24 protein-coding genes are annotated in these 22,457 nt (G+C 59.8%); 14 read left to right on the top strand and 10 right to left on the bottom strand.

Annotated features, from left to right (window positions below):
- The first annotated feature begins 44 nt into the window (after positions 1 to 44).
- Entirely contained in the window at positions 45 to 1,055 is a 1,011-nt protein-coding gene (gene gap / locus QRN60_RS17970; RefSeq protein WP_003506200.1) for a type I glyceraldehyde-3-phosphate dehydrogenase, read from the top strand.
- A 181-nt stretch (positions 1,056 to 1,236) separates the two neighbouring features.
- On the opposite strand, the gene QRN60_RS17975 is transcribed toward gap, so the two are convergent.
- On the bottom strand, positions 1,237 to 1,506 hold the full coding sequence (locus tag QRN60_RS17975; RefSeq protein WP_111834190.1) for a hypothetical protein: 270 nt from the start codon (positions 1,504 to 1,506) through the stop codon (positions 1,237 to 1,239).
- Positions 1,507 to 1,894: 388 nt separating this feature from the next.
- On the opposite strand from QRN60_RS17975, the gene QRN60_RS17980 reads away from it, so the two are divergent.
- The 3 genes from QRN60_RS17980 (at position 1,895) to QRN60_RS17990 (ending at position 6,247) form a co-directional block, all read left to right on the top strand.
- Positions 1,895 to 3,760, top strand: a complete 1,866-nt coding sequence (locus tag QRN60_RS17980; protein WP_111834244.1) for a potassium/proton antiporter — start codon at positions 1,895 to 1,897, stop codon at positions 3,758 to 3,760.
- Positions 3,761 to 3,827: 67 nt separating this feature from the next.
- Positions 3,828 to 5,030, top strand: coding sequence for a phosphoglycerate kinase (locus tag QRN60_RS17985; protein WP_099087330.1), 1,203 nt, complete (start codon positions 3,828 to 3,830; stop codon positions 5,028 to 5,030).
- Between the two features lie 191 nt (positions 5,031 to 5,221).
- Positions 5,222 to 6,247: a class I fructose-bisphosphate aldolase gene (locus QRN60_RS17990; RefSeq protein WP_003506191.1), complete on the top strand. Its 1,026-nt coding sequence runs from the start codon at positions 5,222 to 5,224 to the stop codon at positions 6,245 to 6,247.
- Between the two features lie 58 nt (positions 6,248 to 6,305).
- Here QRN60_RS17990 and QRN60_RS17995 read toward each other — a convergent pair whose 3' ends face one another.
- A complete protein-coding gene (locus QRN60_RS17995) occupies positions 6,306 to 6,461 on the bottom strand; it encodes a hypothetical protein (protein WP_003506189.1) in 156 nt (51 codons plus the stop codon).
- Between the two features lie 136 nt (positions 6,462 to 6,597).
- Between QRN60_RS17995 and QRN60_RS18000 the strand changes: the two genes are divergently transcribed.
- The 3 genes from QRN60_RS18000 (at position 6,598) to rcdA (ending at position 8,995) form a co-directional block, all read left to right on the top strand.
- Positions 6,598 to 7,887, top strand: coding sequence for an MFS transporter (locus tag QRN60_RS18000; protein ID WP_112295520.1), 1,290 nt, complete (start codon positions 6,598 to 6,600; stop codon positions 7,885 to 7,887).
- Complete coding sequence (locus QRN60_RS18005; RefSeq protein ID WP_111797608.1) at positions 7,884 to 8,075, top strand: DUF1192 domain-containing protein; 192 nt, start codon at positions 7,884 to 7,886, stop codon at positions 8,073 to 8,075. The genes QRN60_RS18000 and QRN60_RS18005 overlap by 4 nt, the downstream gene beginning before the upstream one ends.
- 404 nt (positions 8,076 to 8,479) lie before the next feature.
- A complete protein-coding gene (gene rcdA, locus QRN60_RS18010) occupies positions 8,480 to 8,995 on the top strand; it encodes a protease adaptor protein RcdA (RefSeq protein ID WP_003506184.1) in 516 nt (171 codons plus the stop codon).
- A gap of 153 nt (positions 8,996 to 9,148) precedes the next feature.
- Here rcdA and rpmE read toward each other — a convergent pair whose 3' ends face one another.
- Positions 9,149 to 9,370: a 50S ribosomal protein L31 gene (rpmE, locus tag QRN60_RS18015; protein ID WP_003506183.1), complete on the bottom strand. Its 222-nt coding sequence runs from the start codon at positions 9,368 to 9,370 to the stop codon at positions 9,149 to 9,151.
- A 261-nt stretch (positions 9,371 to 9,631) separates the two neighbouring features.
- Between rpmE and QRN60_RS18020 the strand changes: the two genes are divergently transcribed.
- Positions 9,632 to 11,431 carry an ABC transporter transmembrane domain-containing protein gene (locus QRN60_RS18020; protein ID WP_112293160.1) on the top strand — a complete coding sequence of 600 codons (1,800 nt, stop codon included), beginning with the start codon at positions 9,632 to 9,634 and terminating at the stop codon, positions 11,429 to 11,431.
- Positions 11,432 to 11,496: 65 nt separating this feature from the next.
- Here the strand turns inward: QRN60_RS18020 and QRN60_RS18025 are convergent, their stop codons facing one another.
- The 6 genes from QRN60_RS18025 to QRN60_RS18050 form a co-directional block, all read right to left on the bottom strand.
- On the bottom strand, positions 11,497 to 13,143 hold the full coding sequence (locus tag QRN60_RS18025) for an FAD-binding dehydrogenase (RefSeq protein WP_112295519.1): 1,647 nt from the start codon (positions 13,141 to 13,143) through the stop codon (positions 11,497 to 11,499).
- An 89-nt stretch (positions 13,144 to 13,232) separates the two neighbouring features.
- Positions 13,233 to 14,264: a peptidoglycan -binding protein gene (locus QRN60_RS18030; RefSeq protein ID WP_003506175.1), complete on the bottom strand. Its 1,032-nt coding sequence runs from the start codon at positions 14,262 to 14,264 to the stop codon at positions 13,233 to 13,235.
- Positions 14,265 to 14,266: 2 nt separating this feature from the next.
- Positions 14,267 to 15,289: a hypothetical protein gene (locus tag QRN60_RS18035; protein ID WP_003506173.1), complete on the bottom strand. Its 1,023-nt coding sequence runs from the start codon at positions 15,287 to 15,289 to the stop codon at positions 14,267 to 14,269.
- 201 nt (positions 15,290 to 15,490) lie between these two features.
- Positions 15,491 to 16,291 (bottom strand): inositol monophosphatase family protein, encoded by an 801-nt coding sequence (locus QRN60_RS18040; RefSeq protein WP_003506172.1) that lies wholly within the window; start codon positions 16,289 to 16,291, stop codon positions 15,491 to 15,493.
- A gap of 164 nt (positions 16,292 to 16,455) precedes the next feature.
- Entirely contained in the window at positions 16,456 to 17,556 is a 1,101-nt protein-coding gene (locus QRN60_RS18045) for a tetratricopeptide repeat protein (protein WP_161974233.1), read from the bottom strand.
- 8 nt (positions 17,557 to 17,564) lie between these two features.
- Entirely contained in the window at positions 17,565 to 18,218 is a 654-nt protein-coding gene (locus tag QRN60_RS18050; protein ID WP_060726997.1) for a thiamine phosphate synthase, read from the bottom strand.
- Between the two features lie 104 nt (positions 18,219 to 18,322).
- On the opposite strand from QRN60_RS18050, the gene QRN60_RS18055 reads away from it, so the two are divergent.
- Entirely contained in the window at positions 18,323 to 19,087 is a 765-nt protein-coding gene (locus QRN60_RS18055; protein ID WP_003506166.1) for a sulfite exporter TauE/SafE family protein, read from the top strand.
- A gap of 99 nt (positions 19,088 to 19,186) precedes the next feature.
- On the opposite strand, the gene QRN60_RS18060 is transcribed toward QRN60_RS18055, so the two are convergent.
- A complete protein-coding gene (locus tag QRN60_RS18060; protein ID WP_003506164.1) occupies positions 19,187 to 19,363 on the bottom strand; it encodes a YdcH family protein in 177 nt (58 codons plus the stop codon).
- 235 nt (positions 19,364 to 19,598) lie between these two features.
- On the opposite strand from QRN60_RS18060, the gene QRN60_RS18065 reads away from it, so the two are divergent.
- From QRN60_RS18065 to QRN60_RS18085, 5 genes are all read left to right on the top strand, one after another.
- Positions 19,599 to 19,802 (top strand): YdcH family protein, encoded by a 204-nt coding sequence (locus tag QRN60_RS18065; protein ID WP_003497661.1) that lies wholly within the window; start codon positions 19,599 to 19,601, stop codon positions 19,800 to 19,802.
- Between the two features lie 47 nt (positions 19,803 to 19,849).
- Positions 19,850 to 20,317, top strand: a complete 468-nt coding sequence (purE, locus tag QRN60_RS18070; protein ID WP_165001882.1) for a 5-(carboxyamino)imidazole ribonucleotide mutase — start codon at positions 19,850 to 19,852, stop codon at positions 20,315 to 20,317.
- Between the two features lie 11 nt (positions 20,318 to 20,328).
- Positions 20,329 to 21,405 (top strand): 5-(carboxyamino)imidazole ribonucleotide synthase, encoded by a 1,077-nt coding sequence (locus QRN60_RS18075; RefSeq protein ID WP_129565556.1) that lies wholly within the window; start codon positions 20,329 to 20,331, stop codon positions 21,403 to 21,405.
- A gap of 146 nt (positions 21,406 to 21,551) precedes the next feature.
- On the top strand, positions 21,552 to 21,677 hold the full coding sequence (gene ykgO, locus QRN60_RS18080) for a type B 50S ribosomal protein L36 (protein WP_003497670.1): 126 nt from the start codon (positions 21,552 to 21,554) through the stop codon (positions 21,675 to 21,677).
- Between the two features lie 94 nt (positions 21,678 to 21,771).
- Positions 21,772 to 22,392, top strand: coding sequence for a tetratricopeptide repeat protein (locus tag QRN60_RS18085; RefSeq protein ID WP_080864741.1), 621 nt, complete (start codon positions 21,772 to 21,774; stop codon positions 22,390 to 22,392).
- Positions 22,393 to 22,457: the final 65 nt, after the last annotated feature.

A 22,457-nucleotide genomic window follows, 5' to 3' on the forward strand; every position in this document is an offset into this window, starting at 1 on the left:
CATTCCGCAAAGACCAAGCACATATCTTGTTCGGGAGACTGTAAATGACTGTAAAAGTTGCCATTAACGGCTTCGGCCGCATCGGCCGCAACGTCCTGCGCGCCATCGTCGAATCCGGCCGTACCGATATCGAAGTTGTTGCCATCAACGACCTCGGCCCGGTTGAAACCAACGCCCATCTGCTGCGCTACGATTCGATCCACGGCAAGTTCCCTGCCGACGTGAAGGTTGAAGGCGACACGATCATCGTTGGCGGCGGCAAGCCGATCAAGGTGACGGCCGTTCGCGATCCGGCAACGCTGCCGCACAAGGAACTCGGCGTCGATATCGCGCTCGAATGCACCGGCATCTTCACTGCCCGCGACAAGGCCGCTGCTCACCTGACGGCAGGCGCCAAGCGCGTCATCGTTTCGGCACCGGCTGACGGCGCAGACCTCACCGTCGTCTTCGGCGTCAATGACGACCAGCTGACGAAGGACCATCTGGTCATTTCCAACGCGTCCTGCACCACCAACTGCCTCGTGCCGGTCGTGAAGGTTCTCGATGACGTCGTTGGCATCGATCATGGCTTCATGACGACGATCCACTCCTACACGGGCGACCAGCCGACGCTGGACACCATGCACAAGGATCTGTACCGCGCCCGCGCTGCAGCCCTGTCCATGATCCCGACCTCGACGGGTGCAGCCAAGGCCGTTGGCCTCGTTCTGCCGCACCTCAAAGGCAAGCTGGACGGCACGTCGATCCGCGTTCCGACCCCGAACGTTTCGGTCGTCGACTTCAAGTTCATCGCCAAGCGCGACACGACGGTTGAGGAAATCAACGAAGCGATCAAGTCCGCCGCCAATGGCAAGCTGAAGGGCATCCTCGGCTACACCGAAGAGCCGCTGGTCTCCCGCGACTTCAACCACGACAGCCACTCCTCGATCTTCGCGATCGACCAGACCAAGGTCATGGAAGGCAAGTTCGTGCGCGTCCTGTCCTGGTACGACAACGAGTGGGGCTTCTCCAACCGCATGTCGGACACGGCCGTCGCATTCGCGAAGACCATCTAAGCGGAACTCAGTTCGATCAAAAAGCCGACGGGAGCAATCCTGCCGGCTTTTTATTTGTAAAAATGCCGACGGGAACGAGGAAACCCGTCGGCATCGATCCGGAAGCAAGGCGGGGCGCTTCGGATCGAAACCATCGTTGGGCAAGAGGGGCCAACCCGCTGCCAGCGCCGGCGCGCAACCGTCACCTTCTGTTGTTGATGATGATTGGGTCCCGCGAGCCGGCATTGCTCCAGATCGTATCGAAAGTCTGCTGCCTCAACTCGCTTTGCTGCATGGAAAGCTTCATCATGCAGTCGGCAGCATCCCGCGAGCCTTCGGGGTAACCAAAGGAGCGGCAGCGCTCGCGTTGCGCGGCCATGTTTTCAGCCGTCTGTTCCGTGCTGGAGCAGCCCGAAACAATCGAGCCCGCCGCCAATACTATAATAAGTCCAGTAATATTTATCCGCGTCATCCGATCGCTCCGGTAATGTTGAAAAGCAATTCGGACGAGAGCAATAACGCAGCTGCATTGTCTCTATGTTACGTTGAGACGCCGGAAGATGAATTGTTTCTGCGGGGGTATCTGCCGCTCTCCTTGCCATCCATTTTTTCGCCCGCGAGCCGAAAAAATTCCCATTTCCTGCCTTTGTCTGGTCCACTTTGAGACGGACAAGAGACACAGGGATAACGGTCGTGCGCAATGCACTTCGGCCCTGCCGTATCATTCGATACACCCGCCTTGCGTCGCCTTTCAACGCCACCCGAAACAGCGCTGACAGACCGCAACCCGTGGCGCATTGACTGCAGACGCGCAGAGCATTCATTGCAGCGGTCAACGCGGTTTGAATGAGGCGGTGGACGTGGAATCATTTTATCTTCTGTTGCTGGTGGCAACTGTTCTCGTTCTCGTCGCAGCCTTTTCGAGCCTCATCGCCTTCCGCTTCGGCGCGCCCCTCCTGCTGCTTTTCCTTGTTATCGGCCTGGCGGCGGGGGTGGATGGCCTTGGCATCGAGTTCACCAATAATCCGCTCGCTTATATGCTCGGCTCGCTCGTGCTCGCCGTCATCCTTTTCGATTCCGGTTTCGGCACGTCGATACAATCCTTCCGGCTTTCGGCAGCACCTGCCGTGGCGCTCGCCACCGGCGGCGTCATCCTGACCTCCGTGTTCTTCGCGGGCGCAGCCGCCCTGCTGCTCGGGCTCTCGTGGCTGGAGGGGCTGCTGCTCGGCGCCATCGTCGCCTCCACGGATGCGGCGGCCGTCTTTTTCCTGCTGCGCATCGGCGGCATTCATATCCGCGATCAGGTCCGCTCGACGCTGGAGGTCGAGTCCGGCACCAACGATCCGATGGCAATCTTCCTCACCGTCGCGCTGGTCGAGATCATTGCCAAGGGTCAGGGGCTGGCCGGTATCGATAGCGGTTTCCTGCTGCTCTTCGTCGAAGAAATGGGCCTCGGCGTGATTTTCGGCCTGCTCGGCGGTGTCATGATCGCGACCGTCGTCAACCGTTTCGCCGCCGACCGCGGGCTTGCCCCGATATTCGTGCTGGCGCTGGCGCTGCTCGTCTTCTCTTTCACCGGCACGCTTGGCGGCAGCGGTTTTCTGGCGGTCTATGTGGCGGGCATCGTTGCCGGCAACCGCAGGATTTTCGCCAAGGAAACCATCCGCCGCTTCCACGAAGGGCTGACCTGGCTTGCCCAGATCATCATGTTCCTGATGCTCGGCCTGCTCGCCACGCCGTCGCAATTTCCGGCAATCGCCATTCCCGCCGTCCTGCTTGCGCTGTTCCTGATTTTCGTCGCCCGCCCGCTCGCGGTGTGGCTGAGCCTCATGCCCTTCAACTATACCCAGCAGGAAACATCCTTCGTGGCGTGGGTGGGCCTGCGTGGCGCGGTCTCCATCCTGCTGGCCATCATGCCCATTCTCGGCGGGCTTGATAATGCGCAGATCTATTTCAACGCCGCCTTCATCATCGTGCTGGTCTCGCTGCTTGTGCAGGGCTGGACCATCAAGCCTGTGGCAACAAGGCTCGGGCTGATCGTGCCGCCGCGCATGGGCGAGGTGGACAAGCTCGAGGTGGACCTTCCCGGCACCGCTAATCATGAACTGATTTCCTACCGGGTCGCCAAGGGCAGCGCCATCATGCAGGGTGAACGTATTCCCCGCTGGGCCATGCCCTCGCTGGTGGTGCGCGACGGCAAGTCGATCCGCTACCAATATGCCGGGCGGCTGCGTGAAAACGATCTCGTCTATCTCTTCATCGCACCCGGCTATTCCCGCCTGATCGACCGGCTGTTCGCCAGCGCCCTGCCGGTTGCCGATGACGACGCCGATTTCTTCGGCACCTTCGCGATCTCGCCCGCCCGCCCGGCGAAGGAGCTGGACGCGGCCTATGGCCCCGGCCTGCTTTCGCCCGCCGAGCAGGCGATGAGCGTCGCGGAACTGATAGAGGCGCGTCTTGCCGGAAAGGCTGATTATGCCGACCGTGTGCGCCTCGGCTCCATCGTCCTGATCGTCCGCACACTGGACGAGCATGAGGAAATCACCGGCGTCGGAATCTCGCTCGAACCGGTGGAGCCGGCCACCAGCCTGCCGATCTTCATCAGCTTTTCGGAAATCCTCAACCGTGTGCGCGATTATCTGGCGCAGAAGCGTCAGCCACGCCTCGCCGGCGTTGAAGAAAGCGCCCCCGCCCCGGCCAATACAGTGAGAGAAAATGAGGCCTGACCGGCTTGCGTCGTCAATCAGGCATAGTATGGTCCGTGCCGAACTCGCAACAAATCAGGATCGACCTATGCCCGCTTTCAAGACCCTCGACAACCTCAACGACATTGCCGGAAAGCGCGTTCTCGTTCGCGTTGATCTCAACGTGCCGGTCGCGGATGGCAAGGTGACGGACGCAACCCGTATCGAACGTGTTGCGCCGACCATTCTGGAATTGTCCTCAAAGGGCGCGAAAGTCATCCTGCTCGCACATTTCGGCCGCCCGAAGGGCGAACCGGTCGCCGACATGTCGCTTTCCCAGATCGTGCCCGCCGTCGAGGAAGTGCTGGATCACGCCGTTTCCTTCGCGACCGACTGCGTCGGTGCGCCTGCGGCGGATGCCGTCGCGAAACTGAACGACGGCGATATCCTGCTTCTGGAAAACACCCGCTTCCACAAGGGCGAAGAAAAGAACGATCCCGCCTTCGTCGAGGCTCTGGCGGCCAACGGCGATATCTATGTGAATGACGCTTTCTCCGCCGCCCACCGCGCCCACGCCTCCACCGAAGGTCTTGCGCGCCACCTGCCCGCCTATGCCGGCCGCACCATGCAGGCCGAGCTTGAGGCGCTGGAAAAGGGCCTCGGCCAGCCGGTCCGTCCGGTGGTCGCCATCGTCGGCGGCGCCAAGGTTTCGAGCAAGATCGATCTCTTGATGAACCTCGTCAAGAAGGTCGATGCCCTCGTCATCGGCGGCGGCATGGCCAACACCTTCCTTGCCGCACGCGGCGCACAAGTCGGCAAATCGCTCTGCGAACACGATCTTGCCGAGACCGCAAAGCAGATCATGATCGAGGCCGCGACATCCGGCTGTGCGATTGTTCTGCCGGAAGACGGCGTGGTCGCCCGCGAATTCAAGGCCGGTGCGGCCAATGAAACCGTCGATATCAACGCCATTCCCGCCGACGCCATGGTTCTCGACGTCGGCCCGAAATCGGTTGAAAGCATCAAGGCCTGGATTTCCCGCGCGGAAACGCTGGTCTGGAACGGCCCGCTCGGCGCTTTCGAAATCGAGCCCTTCGACGCGGCGACTGTGGCTGCAGCAAAACACGCAGCGGAATGCACGAAGGCCGGCAAGCTCGTCTCCGTCGCCGGCGGCGGTGATACCGTGGCCGCACTCAACCATGCCGGCGTTTCGGACGATTTCACCTACATCTCGACGGCAGGCGGCGCCTTCCTCGAATGGATGGAAGGCAAGGAATTGCCGGGCGTTGCCATCCTGACCGCCGCCAAGTAAACTTACCCCACTTGCCTGACACAAGGCCGGACAAGCCATGCTTGTCCGGCCTTGTCTTTTGGTAAGCGGCACCTTGAGGAAAAGTTTCAAACGATTGAAATGATTTCAATCGTTTCAATGAGTTAGCGTGCCATTTCCCTGCCCTGGAACTTCTGTTATCGGAAATTTATTGTGCCTTGGGAGAATAGCAAATGACCGAACGTCTCGAAGACATCGCCATCAAAATGGTTGCCGACGGCAAGGGCCTGCTCGCAGCCGACGAATCCACAGGAACGATCAAGAAGCGTTTCGACAGCATCAATCTGGAGTCCACCGAGACCGCCCGTCGCGACTACCGCGAAATGCTGTTCCGCTCCGACGACGCCATGAAGAAATACATCTCCGGCGTCATCCTTTATGAAGAGACCCTGTTCCAGAAGGCAGCCGATGGCACGCCTTTCGTTGATATCATCAAGGCGGCCGGCAGCCTGCCCGGCATCAAGGTGGATATCGGCGCGAAGCCGATGGCTTTCCACCCGCACGAATTCATCACCGAAGGCCTCGACGGTCTTTACGAGCGCCTGCGCAAATATCATGACGCCGGTGCCCGCTTCGCCAAGTGGCGCGGCGTCATCACCATCGGTGAACAGCGTCCGAGCTGGGGTTCTATCAAGGCAAACTCCCAGTCGCTCGCCCGTTACGCCGCTCTCTGCCAGCAGGCGGATATCGTGCCGATCGTGGAACCCGAAGTGCTGATGGACGGCGAACCGGGCACGCATGACATCGACCGCTGTGCGGAAGTCACGCAATGGGTTCTCCAGACCGTTTTCGCGGATCTGTTCGACGCCCGCGTGAACCTTGAAGGCATGATCCTCAAACCGAACATGATCATCGACGGCAAGAATGCCCGCAAGGCTTCGGTCGAAGAAGTGGCGGAAAAGACCGTGAAGGTTCTGAAGGCGACCGTGCCGTCAGCCGTTCCGGGCATTGCCTTCCTTTCCGGCGGCCAGTCCTCCGAAGAGGCAACCGCGCATCTCTCCGCCATGAATGCCGGCTACGACCTGCCCTGGTCACTGACCTATTCCTACGGCCGCGCGCTTCAGGATACGGCCCTCAAGACCTGGGGCGGCAAGCAGGAAAATGTCGCCGCCGGCCAGCGCGCCTTCACGCACCGCGCCGCGATGAACAGCCTCGCCGCCAAGGGCAACTGGAAGCAGGAACTCGAAAAGGCAGCCTGAGGCCCTCACCGGCAGGCGTTTAGTCAAACAAAAGCCGCCCTCTGGGGCGGCTTTTTCGTTACGGACGCAGAAGCAGCGTCGCCGACCAGATGACAAAGGCGGCAACCGCGATCTTCCAGCAATCGCCTCTTTTCTTCAGGCCCGGCAGACCTAGCGGCCGGATGATCTGGATCGCCATGGCCAGCAGTAAAAAAAGGCCGATCGCCTTCGTCATTTATTGAGCCTTTTCTTTATTTCTGCATCGTCACAGGCTGGACATTTTTACCGTTCACCAGAAGAGTGCAACTCATTCGGGTAACGCCCGTCTATGGCCTGTCCGACCGTCCGTCCGAACGCATGAGAGTGTTTTCATGAGCAGAAATCTTCTACCCGTATTCGCTCTTTTATCCAGCACTCTGTTTCTTTTTCTCGGCAACGGCCTTCAGGGTCTCATCCTGCCCGTCCGTGGTTCGGCGGAAGGTTACTCCAATGAAATTCTGGGCTTTCTGGGCACCTCCTGGGCGGCCGGCTTCGTCATCGGCTGCTTTGTCGCGCCTGCGATCGTGCGCCGTGCGGGGCATGTGCGGGCATTCGGCTCCTTCGTGGCGCTGGTGTGCCTGACGGTGCTGATGACCGGCCTTATCATCGATGACACATCGTGGATCGCGCTGCGCGCGCTTACCGGCTTCTGCACGGCCGGCACCTCGATGATCATTGAGAGCTGGCTGAACGAGCGCGCCACCAATGAAAGCCGTGGCATGATCTTCTCGCTCTATATCGCCATCACGCTGCTCGGGGTCGTGGCGGGGCAGATGATCGTGCCGATGGGCGATATCAGCAATACGTCGCTGTTCATGATCTGCGGCATCATCTATTGCATCGCCATTCTGCCGGCCACGCTTTCGAAAGCGGCCAGTCCGCAGCCGTTACAGAAGGTAAAGCTGGATCTGCCAGCCCTTTACCGCAACTCGCCGGTCTCCTTCGTTGGCATCCTGATGATCGGCATTGCCAACGGCGCTTACGGCACGCTCGGCGCCGTCTTCGGTGCGCGCGCAGGTCTGGACCCGACCATGATCGCCATCATGGTTTCGGTCACGATTTTCGTCGGTGCGCTGGCGCAATTTCCAGCGGGAAGGCTTTCAGACCGGATAGACCGCCGTTACGTGCTGGCGGGACTTGCCGGGCTTGGCGCGGTCGCGGGTCTCGCTGTCGCGGTGGTACAACCGCATGACGTCTATGTGCTGATTTTCATGATCGCCATTTACGGCGCCGCCGCCAACGCGCTTTATCCCATCGCTGTGGCGCATGCCAACGACTTCGCCGCCTCGGAAGACTTCGTCAAGGTCTCGGGTGGCCTGCTTTTGCTTTACGGCATCGGCACCATCATCGGCCCGACGCTCGGCGGCGCGATCATGACCCATTTCGGCCCCTATGCGCTGTTTCTGGTGACGGCTGCGGCGCATCTGCTCATCACCGCCTATGCCATCATCAGAAGCCGCCAGCGCGCAGCACTTTCGACCGAGGAAAAAGACAATTTCTCGACCATGATGCCGACGACGCCCTCAACGCTCGTCACGCCGGAAAGTATTGCGCTTGACCCGCGCGCGCAGCAATATCCCGGGGACGATGGCGACTATGTGGAAAAAGGAGCAGGCATATGAGCCTCTTTGACGATGACCGTCCGCAAAAACCGGCAGCGCACGAGATCGGCGGCGATCTCAGCCTTCTTTCGGTGGACGAACTGAGTGGCCGTATCGATCTTCTGCAAGCCGAAATCACCCGGCTGGAAGAGGAGAGGACACGGAAATCCGCCGGCAGGCAGGCGGCGGAGAATCTCTTCCGGTCCTGACGCGCAGTTGAGAATAGACATGGGACTGCACTTCCAATGCCTAGAGCTGCGGCTCAGGCGGTATCTGGAAATGAATATTCCGGGGCAGTCTTTCGTTTACCATTAACCAAAAATTAAGCTTTCTGAGAGATTACTATACATGTCCAGTTCTTCTGGACCTCAGGCATCTTCTCCATACGGCGAATTGGTCTGATTTTTCTCCCTGTTTTACCTTGAGAGCCGCTTTCGCGGCTCTTTTTTTGCCGCTTGCCGGATTCCGTAAAACTGTGGGTATTAACCCTTCTTTAATAATTGCCTTGCGCATTTCAGGTAAAGATACCATCCTGAAAACACTAAAGGCCGGAACAAAATATCCGGGTCGTCGTTGCCTGACAGTGTGGTGCGTGAGCAGGGATTTAAAGAAAATGTCGGAACAGGTTTTAAATACCATAAGCTTTGCGGGTCGCGCGGCTGCTTCCAACCAGTTCAAGACCCTCTATACCGAAGGCATGACCTTGGTTGAGGAAACGGCAAGTTATCTCGACGGTGCCGGCCGCGCCGCCTCCAAGGTGCTGCCGCGCATGGCCTCGGTACTTTATGCGGCGGAATCGATGCGCCTCACCACCCGCCTGATGCAGATGGCCTCCTGGCTGCTTCTGCAGCGCGCCGTCAACAATGGCGAAATGACGCGCGATCAGGTTCTGAGCGAAAAGAACAAGGTGCGGCTCGACAGCTTTAATGTCGACCGTAACGCGCCCGGCTGGAACGACCTGCCCGAATCCTTCCGCGACCTCATCGAGCGCTCGCTGCGTCTCCAGAACCGCATCGCCCTGCTCGACCGCGAAATCTATCGCCCGTCCGAAGCCGCCAAGGTGCCGGACAATGAAAACAGCGTGCAGGCGCAGCTCAATCTTCTGCGCACAGCTTTCTCGATCAACTGAGAAAAGACGACCTTATCCGGACAATTTGAAAAGCAGGCTGAAAAGCCTGCTTTTTTGTTTTGGTCGTTACACCCATATGCACGGCCGCGAAAAGCAGACAACAAAAAAGCCCGGAAAAACCGGGCTTTTTTATACAATCCGTCCGCAAGTGGATCAGAGGCCGAGGCCGCCGAAACGCTTGTTGAACTTGGAAACGCGACCACCGCGGTCCATAAGCTGCTGGTTGCCGCCCGTCCATGCCGGATGGGACTTGGGGTCGATTTCAAGGTTCATGACTGCGCCTTCCGAACCCCAGGTAGAGCGGGTTTCGTATTCGGTGCCATCGGTCATGACGACCTTGATCGTGTGATAAGCGGGATGGATATCAGCCTTCATGACAATCTTCCTGGTTAAGTGACGTGCGGTCCATTTGCCGCAATTGCGTCAACTGAGCCATTTCAATAAATGAAGCCATAGACCAGATGGGCTATGGCTTCCCAATTCGATGCGGAGCCTATACATGAAGGTCGCCCAGATAACAAGAGCCTGCTATCCCCTTGTGAAAGGAGATGGCCGCAGGGGCTGGAATTTTACCGCGCGCCGGAAATTCACCCGCAAAAGGCCCAAAAACGGCATTGAACAAGGAGCATAGAGGACGTGGCAGATATTGACGAGCAGAAAGCTGCGAAACAGAGAAGCCTGAAGCCGCTTCTTGGCCTCTTCCCCTATCTCAGCCGTTATCGCGGCCTGATGGCGGCAGCCCTTTTCGCGCTTGTGCTTTCCTCTGCCACGACATTGGCCCTGCCGCTTGCCGTTCGCCGCATCATCGACCACGGTTTCCAGACGCCGGATGGCGGCATGATCAACAGCTATTTCGCCGTGCTTCTGGCGATTGCCGTGCTCCTCGCGCTTGCCAGCGCCATGCGCTATTATTACGTCATGACCATTGGTGAAAGGGTCGTTGCCGATCTGCGCCGCGATGTCTTTGCCCATCTCACCACGCTCTCGCAGCAGTTTTTCGATAGCAATCGATCCGGCGAACTGACCTCGCGACTGACCGCCGATACGGTGCAGATCCGCTCGGCATTCGGGTCTTCCGCCTCCGTGGCTTTGCGCAACATCATCATGTGCTGTGGTGCCGTGGCGATGATGATCTATACCAGCCCCGGTCTTTCGGGCCTTGCGCTGCTTGCCATTCCCTTCATCGTTTTTCCGTTGATCGCCTTCGGGCGCTCGGTTCGCGCCCGCTCCCGCACCACGCAGGATACATTGGCCAATTCCGCCGCCTATGCTTCCGAGACGATTGCTGCGAGCCGCACCGTGCAGTCCTTTAACGCCGAGGTGCTGGCAAATGCCCGTTATGGCGCTTCCGTGGAAGCCGCCTATCAGGGCGCTCGGGCAGCGATCGGCGCACGCTCCATTCTCACCGCCGTCGCCATCGCGCTGGTCTTCGGCAGCGTCGTCGGCATTCTCTGGTATGGCGCGCAAAGCGTCCTGTCTGGCGGCATGACGGCAGGCACGCTCGGTCAGTTCGTGCTTTATTCGGTCATCGCGGCAAGCGGTCTCGGCCAGCTCTCGGAAGTCTGGGGTGAACTGGCGCAGGCGGGTGGTGCGGCCGAACGGCTTTCCGAATTGCTGAACGAGCGCTCGCCCGTCGCAGAACCCGCAACCCCTGTCGCCATGCCGCAGCCGCCGCGCGGCGAAGCCGAATTCGAAAATGTCGATTTTGTCTACCCGCTCGCGACAGGGCGGCCGATCGTCTCCGGCCTCTCCTTCAAGGTCAGCGCCGGCGAAACCGTCGCAATCGTCGGGCCTTCAGGTGCGGGCAAGAGCACGGTCTTTTCGCTGCTGATGCGCTTTTACGATCCGCAACAGGGCCGCATCACCGTCGATGGCACGGATATCCGCGACGTCACCCTCGCCGATCTGCGCGCGCGCCTGTCCATCGTTCCGCAGGATGTGGCGATATTCGCCTCCTCCATCCACGACAATATCGCCTTTGGCCGACCTGACGCGACACGCGAGGAGGTGCGCGCCGCCGCCATCGCCGCACAGGCTGACAGCTTCATCGAACGTCTCACCGATGGATATGATACCCAGGTGGGTGAACGCGGCGTGACGCTTTCCGGCGGCCAGCGCCAGCGCATCGCCATTGCCCGCGCCATCCTGCGCAATGCGCCGATCCTGCTGCTCGACGAAGCGACTTCGGCACTCGATGCGGAAAGCGAAACGCTGGTTCAAAAGGCGCTTGATGAGCTGATGAAAACCCGCACCACCATCGTCATCGCTCACCGTCTTGCCACCGTGCTGAAGGCCGACCGTATTCTGGTGATGGATGAAGGCCGCATCATCGAGGAAGGCACGCATCAGAGCCTCATTCGCCAGAACGGCCTTTATGCGCGGCTTGCCCGGCTGCAATTCCAGACCGGACCGGACGAATTGCGCGTCCAGGCTTAGTTCACGCGATCGGAGCGGAATTTCAGGCAAAACCGCTGGTGTTTCACCATTCCGCTCTCAACGGCTCACGCCAGCACGCTGCGTCCGGCAATGCGGCCCGAAAACAGGCAGCCGCCAAGGAATGTGCCCTCCAGCGCGTTGTAGCCATGCATGCCGCCGCCGCCGAAACCCGCCACTTCGCCAGCGGCATAAAGCCCCGGCACCGGCTCACCGGCAGCATCCAGCACCCGGGCTTCAAGATCGGTATGAAGGCCGCCAAGCGTCTTGCGCGTCAGCACGTGCAGCCGCACGGCAATCAGCGGCCCCATCGCCGGGTCGAGCAGCCGGTGCGGTTTTGCCGTCCGCATCAGCCGGTCGCCAAGATAACGACGTGCGCCATGGATGGCCGTTACCTGGGCATCCTTGCTGAAACCATTTTCGATTTCGCGGTCGCGCGCTTCGATCTGCCGGCGGATATGGTCTATATGCAGCCGGTTATCGCCACTGATGGCGTTCATCGCTGCCACGAGTTCTTCCAGCGTATCTCGAACCGCGAAATCTTCGCCGCGCTCCATGAAAGCACGCACTGGTCCCGGCGGCTCCTTGCCCAGCCTTTTGAGCAGCAGCCGTATATCCTTGCCGGTCAGATCAGGATTCTGCTCCGAGCCTGAAAGCGCAAATTCCTTCTTGATGATCGCCTTGGTCAGAATGAACCAGCTATGGCCGCTGCCGCGTTCGCCCAGCATTTTAAGCGTGCCGAGCGTATCGAAACCCGGCATGGCGGGGGCGGCGAGGCGGTTTCCATCCGCATCGCACCAGAAGGACGAGGGACCGGGCAGAATGCGGATCCCGTGACCCGGCCAGATCGGATCATGGTTTTTCACGCCCTCGGTATAATGCCACATGCGGTCACGATTGATGACGGCTCCGCCAGCCGTTTCCGTAATGGCGATCATGCGGCCGTCCACATGCGCGGGAACACCGCAGACCATGCTGGTAGGAGGCTCGCCCAACCGTTCCACCGGCCAGTTGCGCCGCACCAGCTCCTGATTGCCGCCGATGCCGCCGGAACTGACGATGACCGTCGCAGCGGAGAAAGTAAAATCGCCCTGCTCTTCCCGGCTGCTCTCCTGCCCGCGTTGCACGGGGTCGGCTGCAAGAACAGCGCCTGAAATGCCGGTCACCCGGCCGTCGGCGACCTCCAGACGATCAACCCGGTGGCGAAAACGGAAGGTCAGCCGGCCGGTTGCCGCCATGGCCTTCGCCTTTTTAACGAAGGGTGCGATTACGCCCGGACCCGTGCCCCATGTGACATGGAAACGCGGAACAGAATTGCCATGACCATGGGCGAGGCTGCCGCCGCGCTCGGCCCAGCCGACCACAGGAAACCAGCGCATGCCCATACGGTGCAGCCATTCGCGTTTTTCACCGGCAGCGAAATCGAGATAGGCCTCCGCCCAACGGCGCGGCCAATAATCCTCCGGACGGTCGAAACCGGCTGAACCGAACCAGTCTTGCCTTGCAAGATCGATACTGTCTCGCACCCGCATCCGGCGCTGTTCGGGGCTATCGACGAAAAACAGACCGCCCAGCGACCAGAAGGCCTGGCCGCCAAGGTTCTGCTCGCCCTCCTGATCCACGACACAGACGCTGAAACCTCGCTCAGCAGCCTCGGTTGCCGCCACCAGCCCGGCAAGCCCAGCGCCGACAACGATCACATCATAGCGTTCCATCAGCCCCTCCCAGATATGACGGAATTACTTTTACGCGAACGTAAATTTACTTTCGCCGGAAGGCAACCGCGCTGATGCGGTCCGCGATTTCAGCGCTCGGTGAGCTTGAGTTCGATACGGCGGTTCTGCTGCCGTGCTTCCGGGGTATCGCCTTCGGCAATCGGCTGATACTCACCGAAACCAGCGGCGACCAGCCGGTTTGCCGGGACGCCCTTGGAAATCAGGAATTTCACCACAGAGGTGGCACGGGCCGAGGATAGTTCCCAATTGTCCCGGTAACGTCCGGAACCGGAAAGCTGGACATTATCCGTGTGGCCATCCACGCGCAGGACCCAGTTGATCTCCGCCGGAATTTCCTTGGCAAGATCGAGCAGCGCGACCGCCAGCTTCTCCATCTCCGTCTGTCCTTCCGGATTGAGTTCATTGCCGCCGGAAGGGAATAGCACTTCGGACTGGAAGACGAACCGGTCACCGACGATGCGGATATTTTCGCGGTCCGACAGGATTTCGCGCAGCCGCCCGAAGAAATCAGACCGATAGCGGTTCAGCTCCTGCACCCGCTGCGCCAGCGCGACATTGAGGCGACGGCCGAGATCGGCGATCTTGACCTGAGACGAGGTATCCTTGGCTTCCGAAGCCTGCAGGGCGGCTTCCACCGAAGCGATCTGCGCTCTCAGCGCCGCAATCTGCTGGTTCAGCAATTCGATCTGCGCGGAGGCGCGGGAATTGGCCTGCCGCTGGTCGTCCAGCTCGCCGGTCAGGCTGCCAATCCGGGCATTGGCGTTCGCATTGTTGCCCGATCCCGCATCGAGAAGCGCCTGCAGTCGCGAACGCTCGTTTTCTGAAGCTGCGAGCGTCGATTGCAGGCTTGCGAGCGCGTCCTCAATATCCTGCTTGTTGCCTTTTTCCATGGCCAGAAGTTCGGTCAGTTCGGCAATCTGGCTGTTGAGGCGCGTCAGCACTTCGTCCTTGCCGGTAATTTCGCGCGACAGTACGAATTGCGCCAGCACGAAGACCGTCAGCAAAAACATGATGGCCATCAGCAGCGTCGAAAGCGCATCGACGAAACCCGGCCAATAATCCACACCCCTGTCGCGGCGGCGGTTGCGCGCAAGCGCCATGGCTACTCGCTCCCGTTATCGTGCCGGGTGCGTCCGGATGATTTCGTGTCGCTATCGATCCGCGCCGACAGCCGGTCGAGCGTGCGGCGGAGTGATTTCGATTCCTCCTGCTGCGCCTCGATCCAGTCACGCAGCATCTGCTGTTCGCTGCGCATGTTCTTGACCAGACCCTGAATGCCCTCGGCAAGGCTGGTCATGGCCGCAAGCGAACGCTCGGTGCTGACCATGGCGCCCGGCTCAACGGCCTTGAACTCCCTCGGCCCTTCCGCCGAGGTGTCAGTTACCGATGACAGCCAGTTTTCGAGTTGGGTGTAAAAACGGTTCTGCGCGCGACCGGCCTGAAGATCGAGAAAACCGAGGATCAGCGAACCTGAAAGACCGAGCAGCGACGAGGAGAAGGCCGTTCCCATGCCCGCCAGCGGCGCGGTGAGACCGGCCTTGAGCGAGCTCAGAATATCGTTGCTGTCACCGGCGCTCGGATCGAGCGACTGGATGACATTGCTGATGGCGCCGATGGTGCCGATCAGGCCCCAGAAGGTGCCGAGCAGACCGAGAAACACCAGCAGGCCGACGAGATAACGCGAGGTATCACGCGATTCGTCGAGTCGTGTTGCGATGGAATCGAGGATGGTCCGCTGCGTGACCGTGGAAAGCCGGACTTCGCCGCGCTTGCCGATCAGCGTGCTCATCGGCGCAAGCAGTTTTGGCGCACGGCCGACCTTTTCGACGCTGCCGGCAGCACGAAAGGCATTGAACCAGCGGACTTCCGAGCGCAGGCTCATCGTCTGCGTAAACACCAGAATGATGCCGATGGCCAACACGCCGAGAATGAAGCCGTTGAGCCCCGGATTGGTCATGAAGGCGGTGTGCGCCTGCCGATAGAGAATGGCCGCCAGAAAGCCGACGAGGATCAGAAACAGAACCATCGTCCAGAGAAACGGTGTGGGGCTGGACAGCTTGTGGCTGTATTGCCGTGTGGTCACCGGTTTCTCGACGCCAAGATCGAGCAGCTCCGAATCCGCCATAACGTTCGCATTCCCTCTGGTCAGGTATCCAGCGGAAGCTATTTGAAAATTGCGACGATTTGAAGCGAAAAGCCGGTCTTTCGTCACAGGCGTTTTAGGAAAATGTGTGAGCACCCGGCAATGGAAAACAAAAACACCCGGCGAACATTCGCCGGGCGTCTAAAACTTGTAGAAAACGACAGGTTTTCCGCCGAAAACCGATCAGCGGCCCGGGATAGGACGGTTGGCGACCTCAACGAGCGCCTTGTGGATATATTCATTTCCGGCAGCAACGGTGCCGCTGCCGAAGATATCCGTGCCGCCCTTGATGTCGGATGCGAAGCCGCCGGCTTCACGAATCAGCACCAGACCGGCCGCCATATCCCATGGCGAAAGATCGGCTTCCCAGTAACCGTCGAGACGGCCCGCGGCGACATAAGCCAGATCGAGCGAAGCCGCGCCCATGCGACGGATGCCGGCAGCCTCACCCATGACATGGCGAAGCTCGACCAGGAACTTGCCGTGATTGCCGCGACCGAGATGCGGCACGCCGCAGCCGATGACGCAATCGGTCAGCGCCTTGCGCGCGGCAACACGGATGCGGCGATCGTTGAGGAACGCGCCGCCGCCACGCTCGGCGGTGTAGAGTTCGTCGGTGGCCGGATTGAAGATCACGCCGGCAACGACTTCACCGTTACGCTCCAGTGCAATGGAAACCGCAAAATGCGGAATGCCGTGCAGGAAGTTGGTGGTGCCATCAAGCGGATCCACAATCCAGCGATGCGCGCCATCGCTACCCTTTTCCTCGCCGCCTTCTTCACCCAGGAAGTCATAGGTCGGGCGGGCTTTCATCAATTCATCGCGCACGATCTTTTCGGCTTTCAGATCCGCCTGCGAGACGAAATCGCTCGGCCCCTTGACCGAGACCTGGAGGTTCTGCACTTCACCGAAGTCACGCGACAAAGACTTACCCGCCTTGATGGCGGCCTGAACCATGACATTGAGAAGGGCTGAACGGGCCATCGAATTTGTTTCCTGGAAAGCTTGCGAACCGCCCGGAAGTTCACCGGGCAGGCACGTCATTATTTTCTTGAATTGAAAGTTTGCGGTTCAAGACCACAAAACGCGCGGAAATTCAAGGCAAAAAGCCCATGCGGCCGCGCCAGCGTGGTTAGGCCCGTCTGCCATCACGTCGGGCGGAAACGATTTGCGGCCTCAATCGCCTTCTTCTGCTGCTCGTCGGTGATCCCGAGATAAAAGTCCTCGAGGGAGGGATCCTTCAGCCCCGCGCGACGGGAAAGCACATACCATTTGGCCGCTTCGACCGCATCGGGCCGGGTGCCAAGCGCCTGAATATAAAGATGCGCCACCTTGTTCTGCGCCACGACATTACCACGCTGTGCCGCACCGTATAGCCAGCGGAAGCCCTCATCCAGATTGCGCTCGCCGCCGAAACCATTCACCAGCCAGATGCCCAGATCGACCTGCGCGGTGTCGTAACCCGCCTTTGCGGCCCGCATCAGCCAGTCCCGCGCCTTGGCCTTCTTTTCGGCCGGCACGTCCTTCACCGACCAGTAAATCTGCGACACCGCATATTGCGCATCTGCAATGCCCTGGTCAGCGGATTTTTCGTAGAAAGGCAAAGCCATCAGCAGGCCCTTGGCGCCGGGATTTTCCGAAACCAGAATCTGGCCCCAGTTGAACTGGGCAGAGGCGTTACCGCCTTCCGCGGCGCGGCGCATGAAATCGTCGGCCTTCGCCTTGTCGCGGGTGACGAATTTGCCTTCCATCAGGATCAGGGCGAATTTGAACATGGCGACGGGATCGCCACCCTGTGCAGCCTGCTGATACCAGAAAGCCGCGGTTTTTTCGTCACGGGCAATGCCCAGACCACGCGACATCATTTCCGCCACCAGCGTCTGGGCGGATGCGTCACCGTTCTGCGCACGGTTCAGCGCCTTGTCGAGCGCCTGCACATATTCACCGCGCTGGAAATGCCCATAGGCTTCGTCCACCCGGCCCTTGAATTCCTTTTCAGGCGGCAGGGCGGGCAGCTCCGCACCCATGCGCTGATAGACATTGACGCCTGCGGACGGCTGCAAGTCCTTCTGCTCTTCGGATTGCACCCTGCCCTGACGGGTCGGCTGAGCCTCATTTTCCAGCTGGCGGGAAAGCGCATTGCTTTCGCTCTGCGGCCCGGATTGAGCAAAAGCGACACCCGCCGGCGCGCCGAAAGCAAGCGTCAGCAGCGAAACGGAAAAGCAGAGGTGAACCGAGCGCATGATCATCGCCTGTATCAACCGCCAAACCGTGGCGCTTTTTCGTCAAGCAGGGCGTTGATTTCAGAAACCGCCTGGGCAGCGCCACCGGCATTGTCAAAGACGCCGCTGCGCATCGCCACGAACTCCACGCCGGTTTCAGCTACGGCAACAACCGAAGACACATCCGTGCCACCCATGACGATGGCCGGAATTTCGATCATCGACGCCCACCACTCACCGAGAGCCAGGTTTTTGGGGTGCGCCTCAGGCTTGATGTCGCCTTCCAGCTTTCCGAAAAACACATAATCCGGATTGGACTCGCCCTGCTCCAGAGCCTTGTGACGGTCATCCGCATTACCGCCGCCGACGATCAGCTTCGGCGTGAACTTTTCCACGGCCTCGGCAAGCGCCTCGGCATTGCCAGCCACATGAAGGCCATCCGCCTTCACGCGACCGGCAACGCGGCTGTCTCCGGCAATGAGCGCCGCCGCACCGGCCTTTTGCACGACAGGCACGATCAATTCGGCGCGTTTCTGGAAAGCGGCGTCATCCAGACCATATTGCGGAATGATGACGGAAGCGACATCGCCGCCCCGCAATGCTTCTTCCACTTCTGTTGCCTGCTTTTGCGCGTCGCCCGATTCCGGAACGATCAGGACAAGGCGGCAACGATCTTCAACTAGGGTCATCGGTTCGTCCATTTCAGACAGAAGACGCTTGCCGCGCAATCTGCACTCGTTTTCATATGACAAATCCGATAAACCGGACCGGCGAAAGGATCAACTGTCCATCCATGCTGACCGATTTTCATTTTTATCTCGTCGCCATCCCCGCAGTCGTGCTCGTCGGCCTTTCCAAGGGCGGGCTGGGCGGCGCACTGGCCCTAATGGGCGTGCCGCTGATGGCGCTTGCCGTATCGCCCGTGCAGGCCGCCGCAATCTTTCTGCCGATCCTGATCGTGATGGATCTCGTGGCGCTTTGGGCCTGGCGGCACCACAACCACCGGGAAACGCTCCTCATCATGCTGCCCGGCGCAATCGCCGGCATCACGCTCGGCTGGGCGACCTCAAGCCTCATCTCCGCGGATGCCATGCGCCTCGTCGTCGCCTCGGTGACGATCCTGTTCGTGCTGCGTTATTTTCAGGAGAGTTTCAAAAGCCGTAAGGGACAGGAAATTCCGGCCAAACCGCAAAGACCGGCTGCTGCCACGCTCTGGTCCAGCCTTTCCGGTTATGCGAGCTTCGTTGCCCATGCGGGTGGACCGCCCTTTCAGATCTATGTTCTGCCGCTGAAGCTCGATCCAAAGACCTATACCGGCATGAGCGTGCGCTTCTTCGCCATCATGAATGCGATCAAGCTCATTCCCTATTTCGCGCTCGGCGCGCTTGATGCCACCAACCTCAAAACCTCGGCCAGCCTGCTGCCGGTGGCGATGCTGGCGACGCTTGCCGGTGCAAGGGTGGTGAAATATCTGAAACCATCCGTGTTTTACCCGCTGATGTATTCCATGGCGCTGATTGCGGCGCTGAAACTGCTTTGGGACGGGTTGCCTTTCTAGGCTCAGGCAGCCACTAAAAGGCCCTGGCAGCACGCTGGTGCCGTCAGGGCCGAAAAGGAATCCGTCAGTCCTTCATTGAAGGCTGCGGTTTGGCATCAATTAGTGCCTTGTGGAGGCTTTAAGCCTCTGCAGTTCATCCTTCAGGCGCAGTTTACGGCGTTTGAGGTCGGCGATCTCTCTATCGTCAGAGGACGGGGAAGCAAGAATACTTTCGAGCTCCTCCTCCAGAGCACCGTGTTTCTTTTCGAGCGATGCAATATGAGCCTGAATGGTCATGCGGCACGTCCTTCCATTTTTAAGCCTACCTCCAGCTCTCCATCGCTGGAGTTTCAGGTTTGCGACGACAATGTGACACGGATCGTTGGTCTTGTCGAAGGCGAAATGAAGGCAATAAGTGGGCAATTTGGTCGCAAGGGATAACTTCCCGTTACCGCGATTTGATGATAGAGGCTCGTGAACGATCACAGACGCGCCGGAGCCGATCCGGCTAGCATAAAATGGGGATGACGAGATGCCCGATCAGGACCAGGCGGACATCAGGCTCACGCTGGCGCGGCTGCGCCAGGAGCATGAGGATTATGACGCGGCGATCAACGCGATGATCCAGACCAGCTGCGATGCGCTGAGAATACAGCGCATGAAAAAGAAGAAGCTGGCCGTCAAGGACAAGATGACCCAGCTCGAAGACCAGGTCATTCCCGATATCATCGCCTGAGCCGGAGAGATTACGTGACAGCAGAAACGCCCCCCGTCGCCATCATCATGGGCAGCCAGTCCGACTGGGAGACCATGAAGAACGCCGCCGATACGCTGGATGCGCTCGACATCGAATACGAAGCCCGCATCATTTCCGCCCACCGCACCCCGGGCCGGCTTTATGACTTCGCCAATGGCGCGAAGGACGAAGGCTTCAAGGTCATTATCGCGGGCGCCGGCGGCGCTGCCCATCTGCCCGGCATGACGGCCTCAATGACGCCGCTTCCGGTGTTCGGCGTTCCGGTTCAGTCAAAGACCATGTCCGGTCAGGACAGCCTCTATTCCATCGTTCAGATGCCCGCCGGCATTCCCGTCGGCACGCTCGCCATCGGCAAGGCCGGCGCGATCAATGCGGCCCTTCTCGCCGCTGCGGTTCTGGCGCTGAGCGACGAGGACCTCGCTGACCGGCTTGATGCCTGGCGTGCGCGCCAGTCGGCAGCCGTCGCCGAATATCCCATGGACAGCGCCCAGTGACGACCGAAGTGATGGCAAAGACGACCAACCTGACCATCGGCATCATCGGCGGCGGGCAGCTCGGGCGCATGCTGGCGATGGCCGCTGCCCGTCTCAACCACCGAACCATCGTGCTGGAACCGCAGGCCGATTGCCCGGCTGCGCAGGTCTGCAACGACCAGATCGTCGCGGAATATGATGACGAAAAAGCGCTTGCGGAACTCGCAAACCGCTGCGATGTCGTGACCTACGAATTTGAAAACGTGCCTGTCGCGGCCGCCGAAAAGCTCAGCCTCTCCGTTCCCGTCTATCCACCGGCGCAGGCGCTCAGCGCCTCGCAGGACCGGTTGACTGAAAAACACTTCCTCAATGGTTGCGGCATCCCGACCGCCGATTTTCGTGCAGTGGACAGTCAGGAAGAGCTGGAAACTGCTCTGGCCGCTTTCGGCGGCAAGGGCGTACTGAAGACCCGTCGCATGGGTTATGACGGCAAGGGCCAGCGTCTCTTCCGGGGCGGCGAAGACCTCGCGGGTGCCTTTGCAGCGCTCGGCGGCGTGCCGCTCATTCTCGAGAGCTTTGTCGCCTTCGAGCGGGAGATTTCGATCATCGCCGCCCGTTTCCAGGACGGTACTGTCACCTGTTATGATCCCGCCGAGAATGTCCATCTGAACGGCATTCTGCACACGTCCACTGTTCCGGCAGCGCTCTCCGGTGCCGCGAAGGCCGCTGCCGTGGAGTCAGCAGAGAAGCTTCTGGCCGCGCTCGAATATGTCGGCGTCATCGGCATCGAATTCTTCGTCCTGCCGGATGGTTCGCTGGTCGCCAATGAAATGGCGCCACGCGTTCACAATACCGGCCACTGGACGGAAGCGGCCTGCGTAATCTCGCAGTTTGAACAGCATATCCGGGCCGTGTCGGGCCTCGCCCCCGGCAGCACGGAGCGCCACTCCGATTGCGTCATGACCAACCTGATCGGCGACGACATCGACGATGTGCCGGCATGGCTGTCGAAAAAAGACTGTCTCGTGCATCTCTACGGCAAGACGGAAGCACGGCCGGGCCGCAAGATGGGCCATGTGACCGAGCTTCTGCACACAGGAAAAGCCTAGTCTTTTAAGGCAAAGGCACGGCCAAGTGTTGACAGGCAGGGCTCAAACGGGTATCTGCCTGCCAACCGAAAAGAGCGCGCCCCGTTGCGCGCTTTTGATTGTTTGAATAGCACGGCAAAATCCGTGCAAAACTGCGGACCAGTAAAATGAAGATCAAGAATTCGCTTAAAGCGCTTAAGGCCCGTCATCGCGATAACCGCCTGGTTCGCCGCAAGGGCCGCGTCTACATCATCAACAAGCAGAACCCGCGCTTCAAGGCTCGTCAGGGCTGATTGACTGCGGTTCGCGATGGTTTCGCGGATCACTTTGTTGACAGTGCAGAAGTTTGCATTTGATATTGGGCGCAGCCGGGTTAAGCTTTAACCCATGCGCCCAAATCGTTTTTGCACGGCTATCATTCTCGCTCAGGGCTTCCTGTTTTCAAGCCTCCCGTTTCCGGGAATGGCTGCGATTGCCCATGCGGCGGACGGGCTGGCACCTGCTGTTGCGGAATCCGCGCCTTCACCCGCCAAAACCATCGACACTCTTTTTGCATCGCTGAAAAAAGAACGGAATGCGGTCAAGGCGCGCAGCATTGCCAACCAGATCGCCTCCGAATGGAATGATTCCGGCAGCGCGACAATCAATCTCCTGATGCAATGGGCGGGCGAAGCCGCCGACGAAAAGCGCAACGCCGCCGCTTACGATTTTCTCGACCAGATTGTTTTGCTCGATCCTGACTATGTGCAGGCGCCGTATCGCCGCGCCATGGTCCATTTCGCCGATGGTGATACCCGCAAGGCGATGGCGGATATCAATCTGACGCTGGAAAGGGAGCCGCGCTATTTCCCGGCACTCGCAAGCCTTGCCAACATCCTCGAAGCCTCGGGCCGCGACGAGTTGGCGCTGAAGGCCTGGGAGCGTTATCTGGCGCTTTATCCTGCGGACAAGGACGCCCGCAAGGAAGCTGCCGACCTTTCGGAAAAGCTCGCCGGCACGCGCGGCTGAATTGGGCAGAGGCCCAAACAAAAATCGCCGCAGAAGCGGCGATTTTTCATTGAGACGTTCTCAAC

The sequence above is a fragment of the Agrobacterium sp. CFBP2214 genome (assembly GCF_030209895.1).
GTDB lineage: Bacteria > Pseudomonadota > Alphaproteobacteria > Rhizobiales > Rhizobiaceae > Agrobacterium > Agrobacterium radiobacter.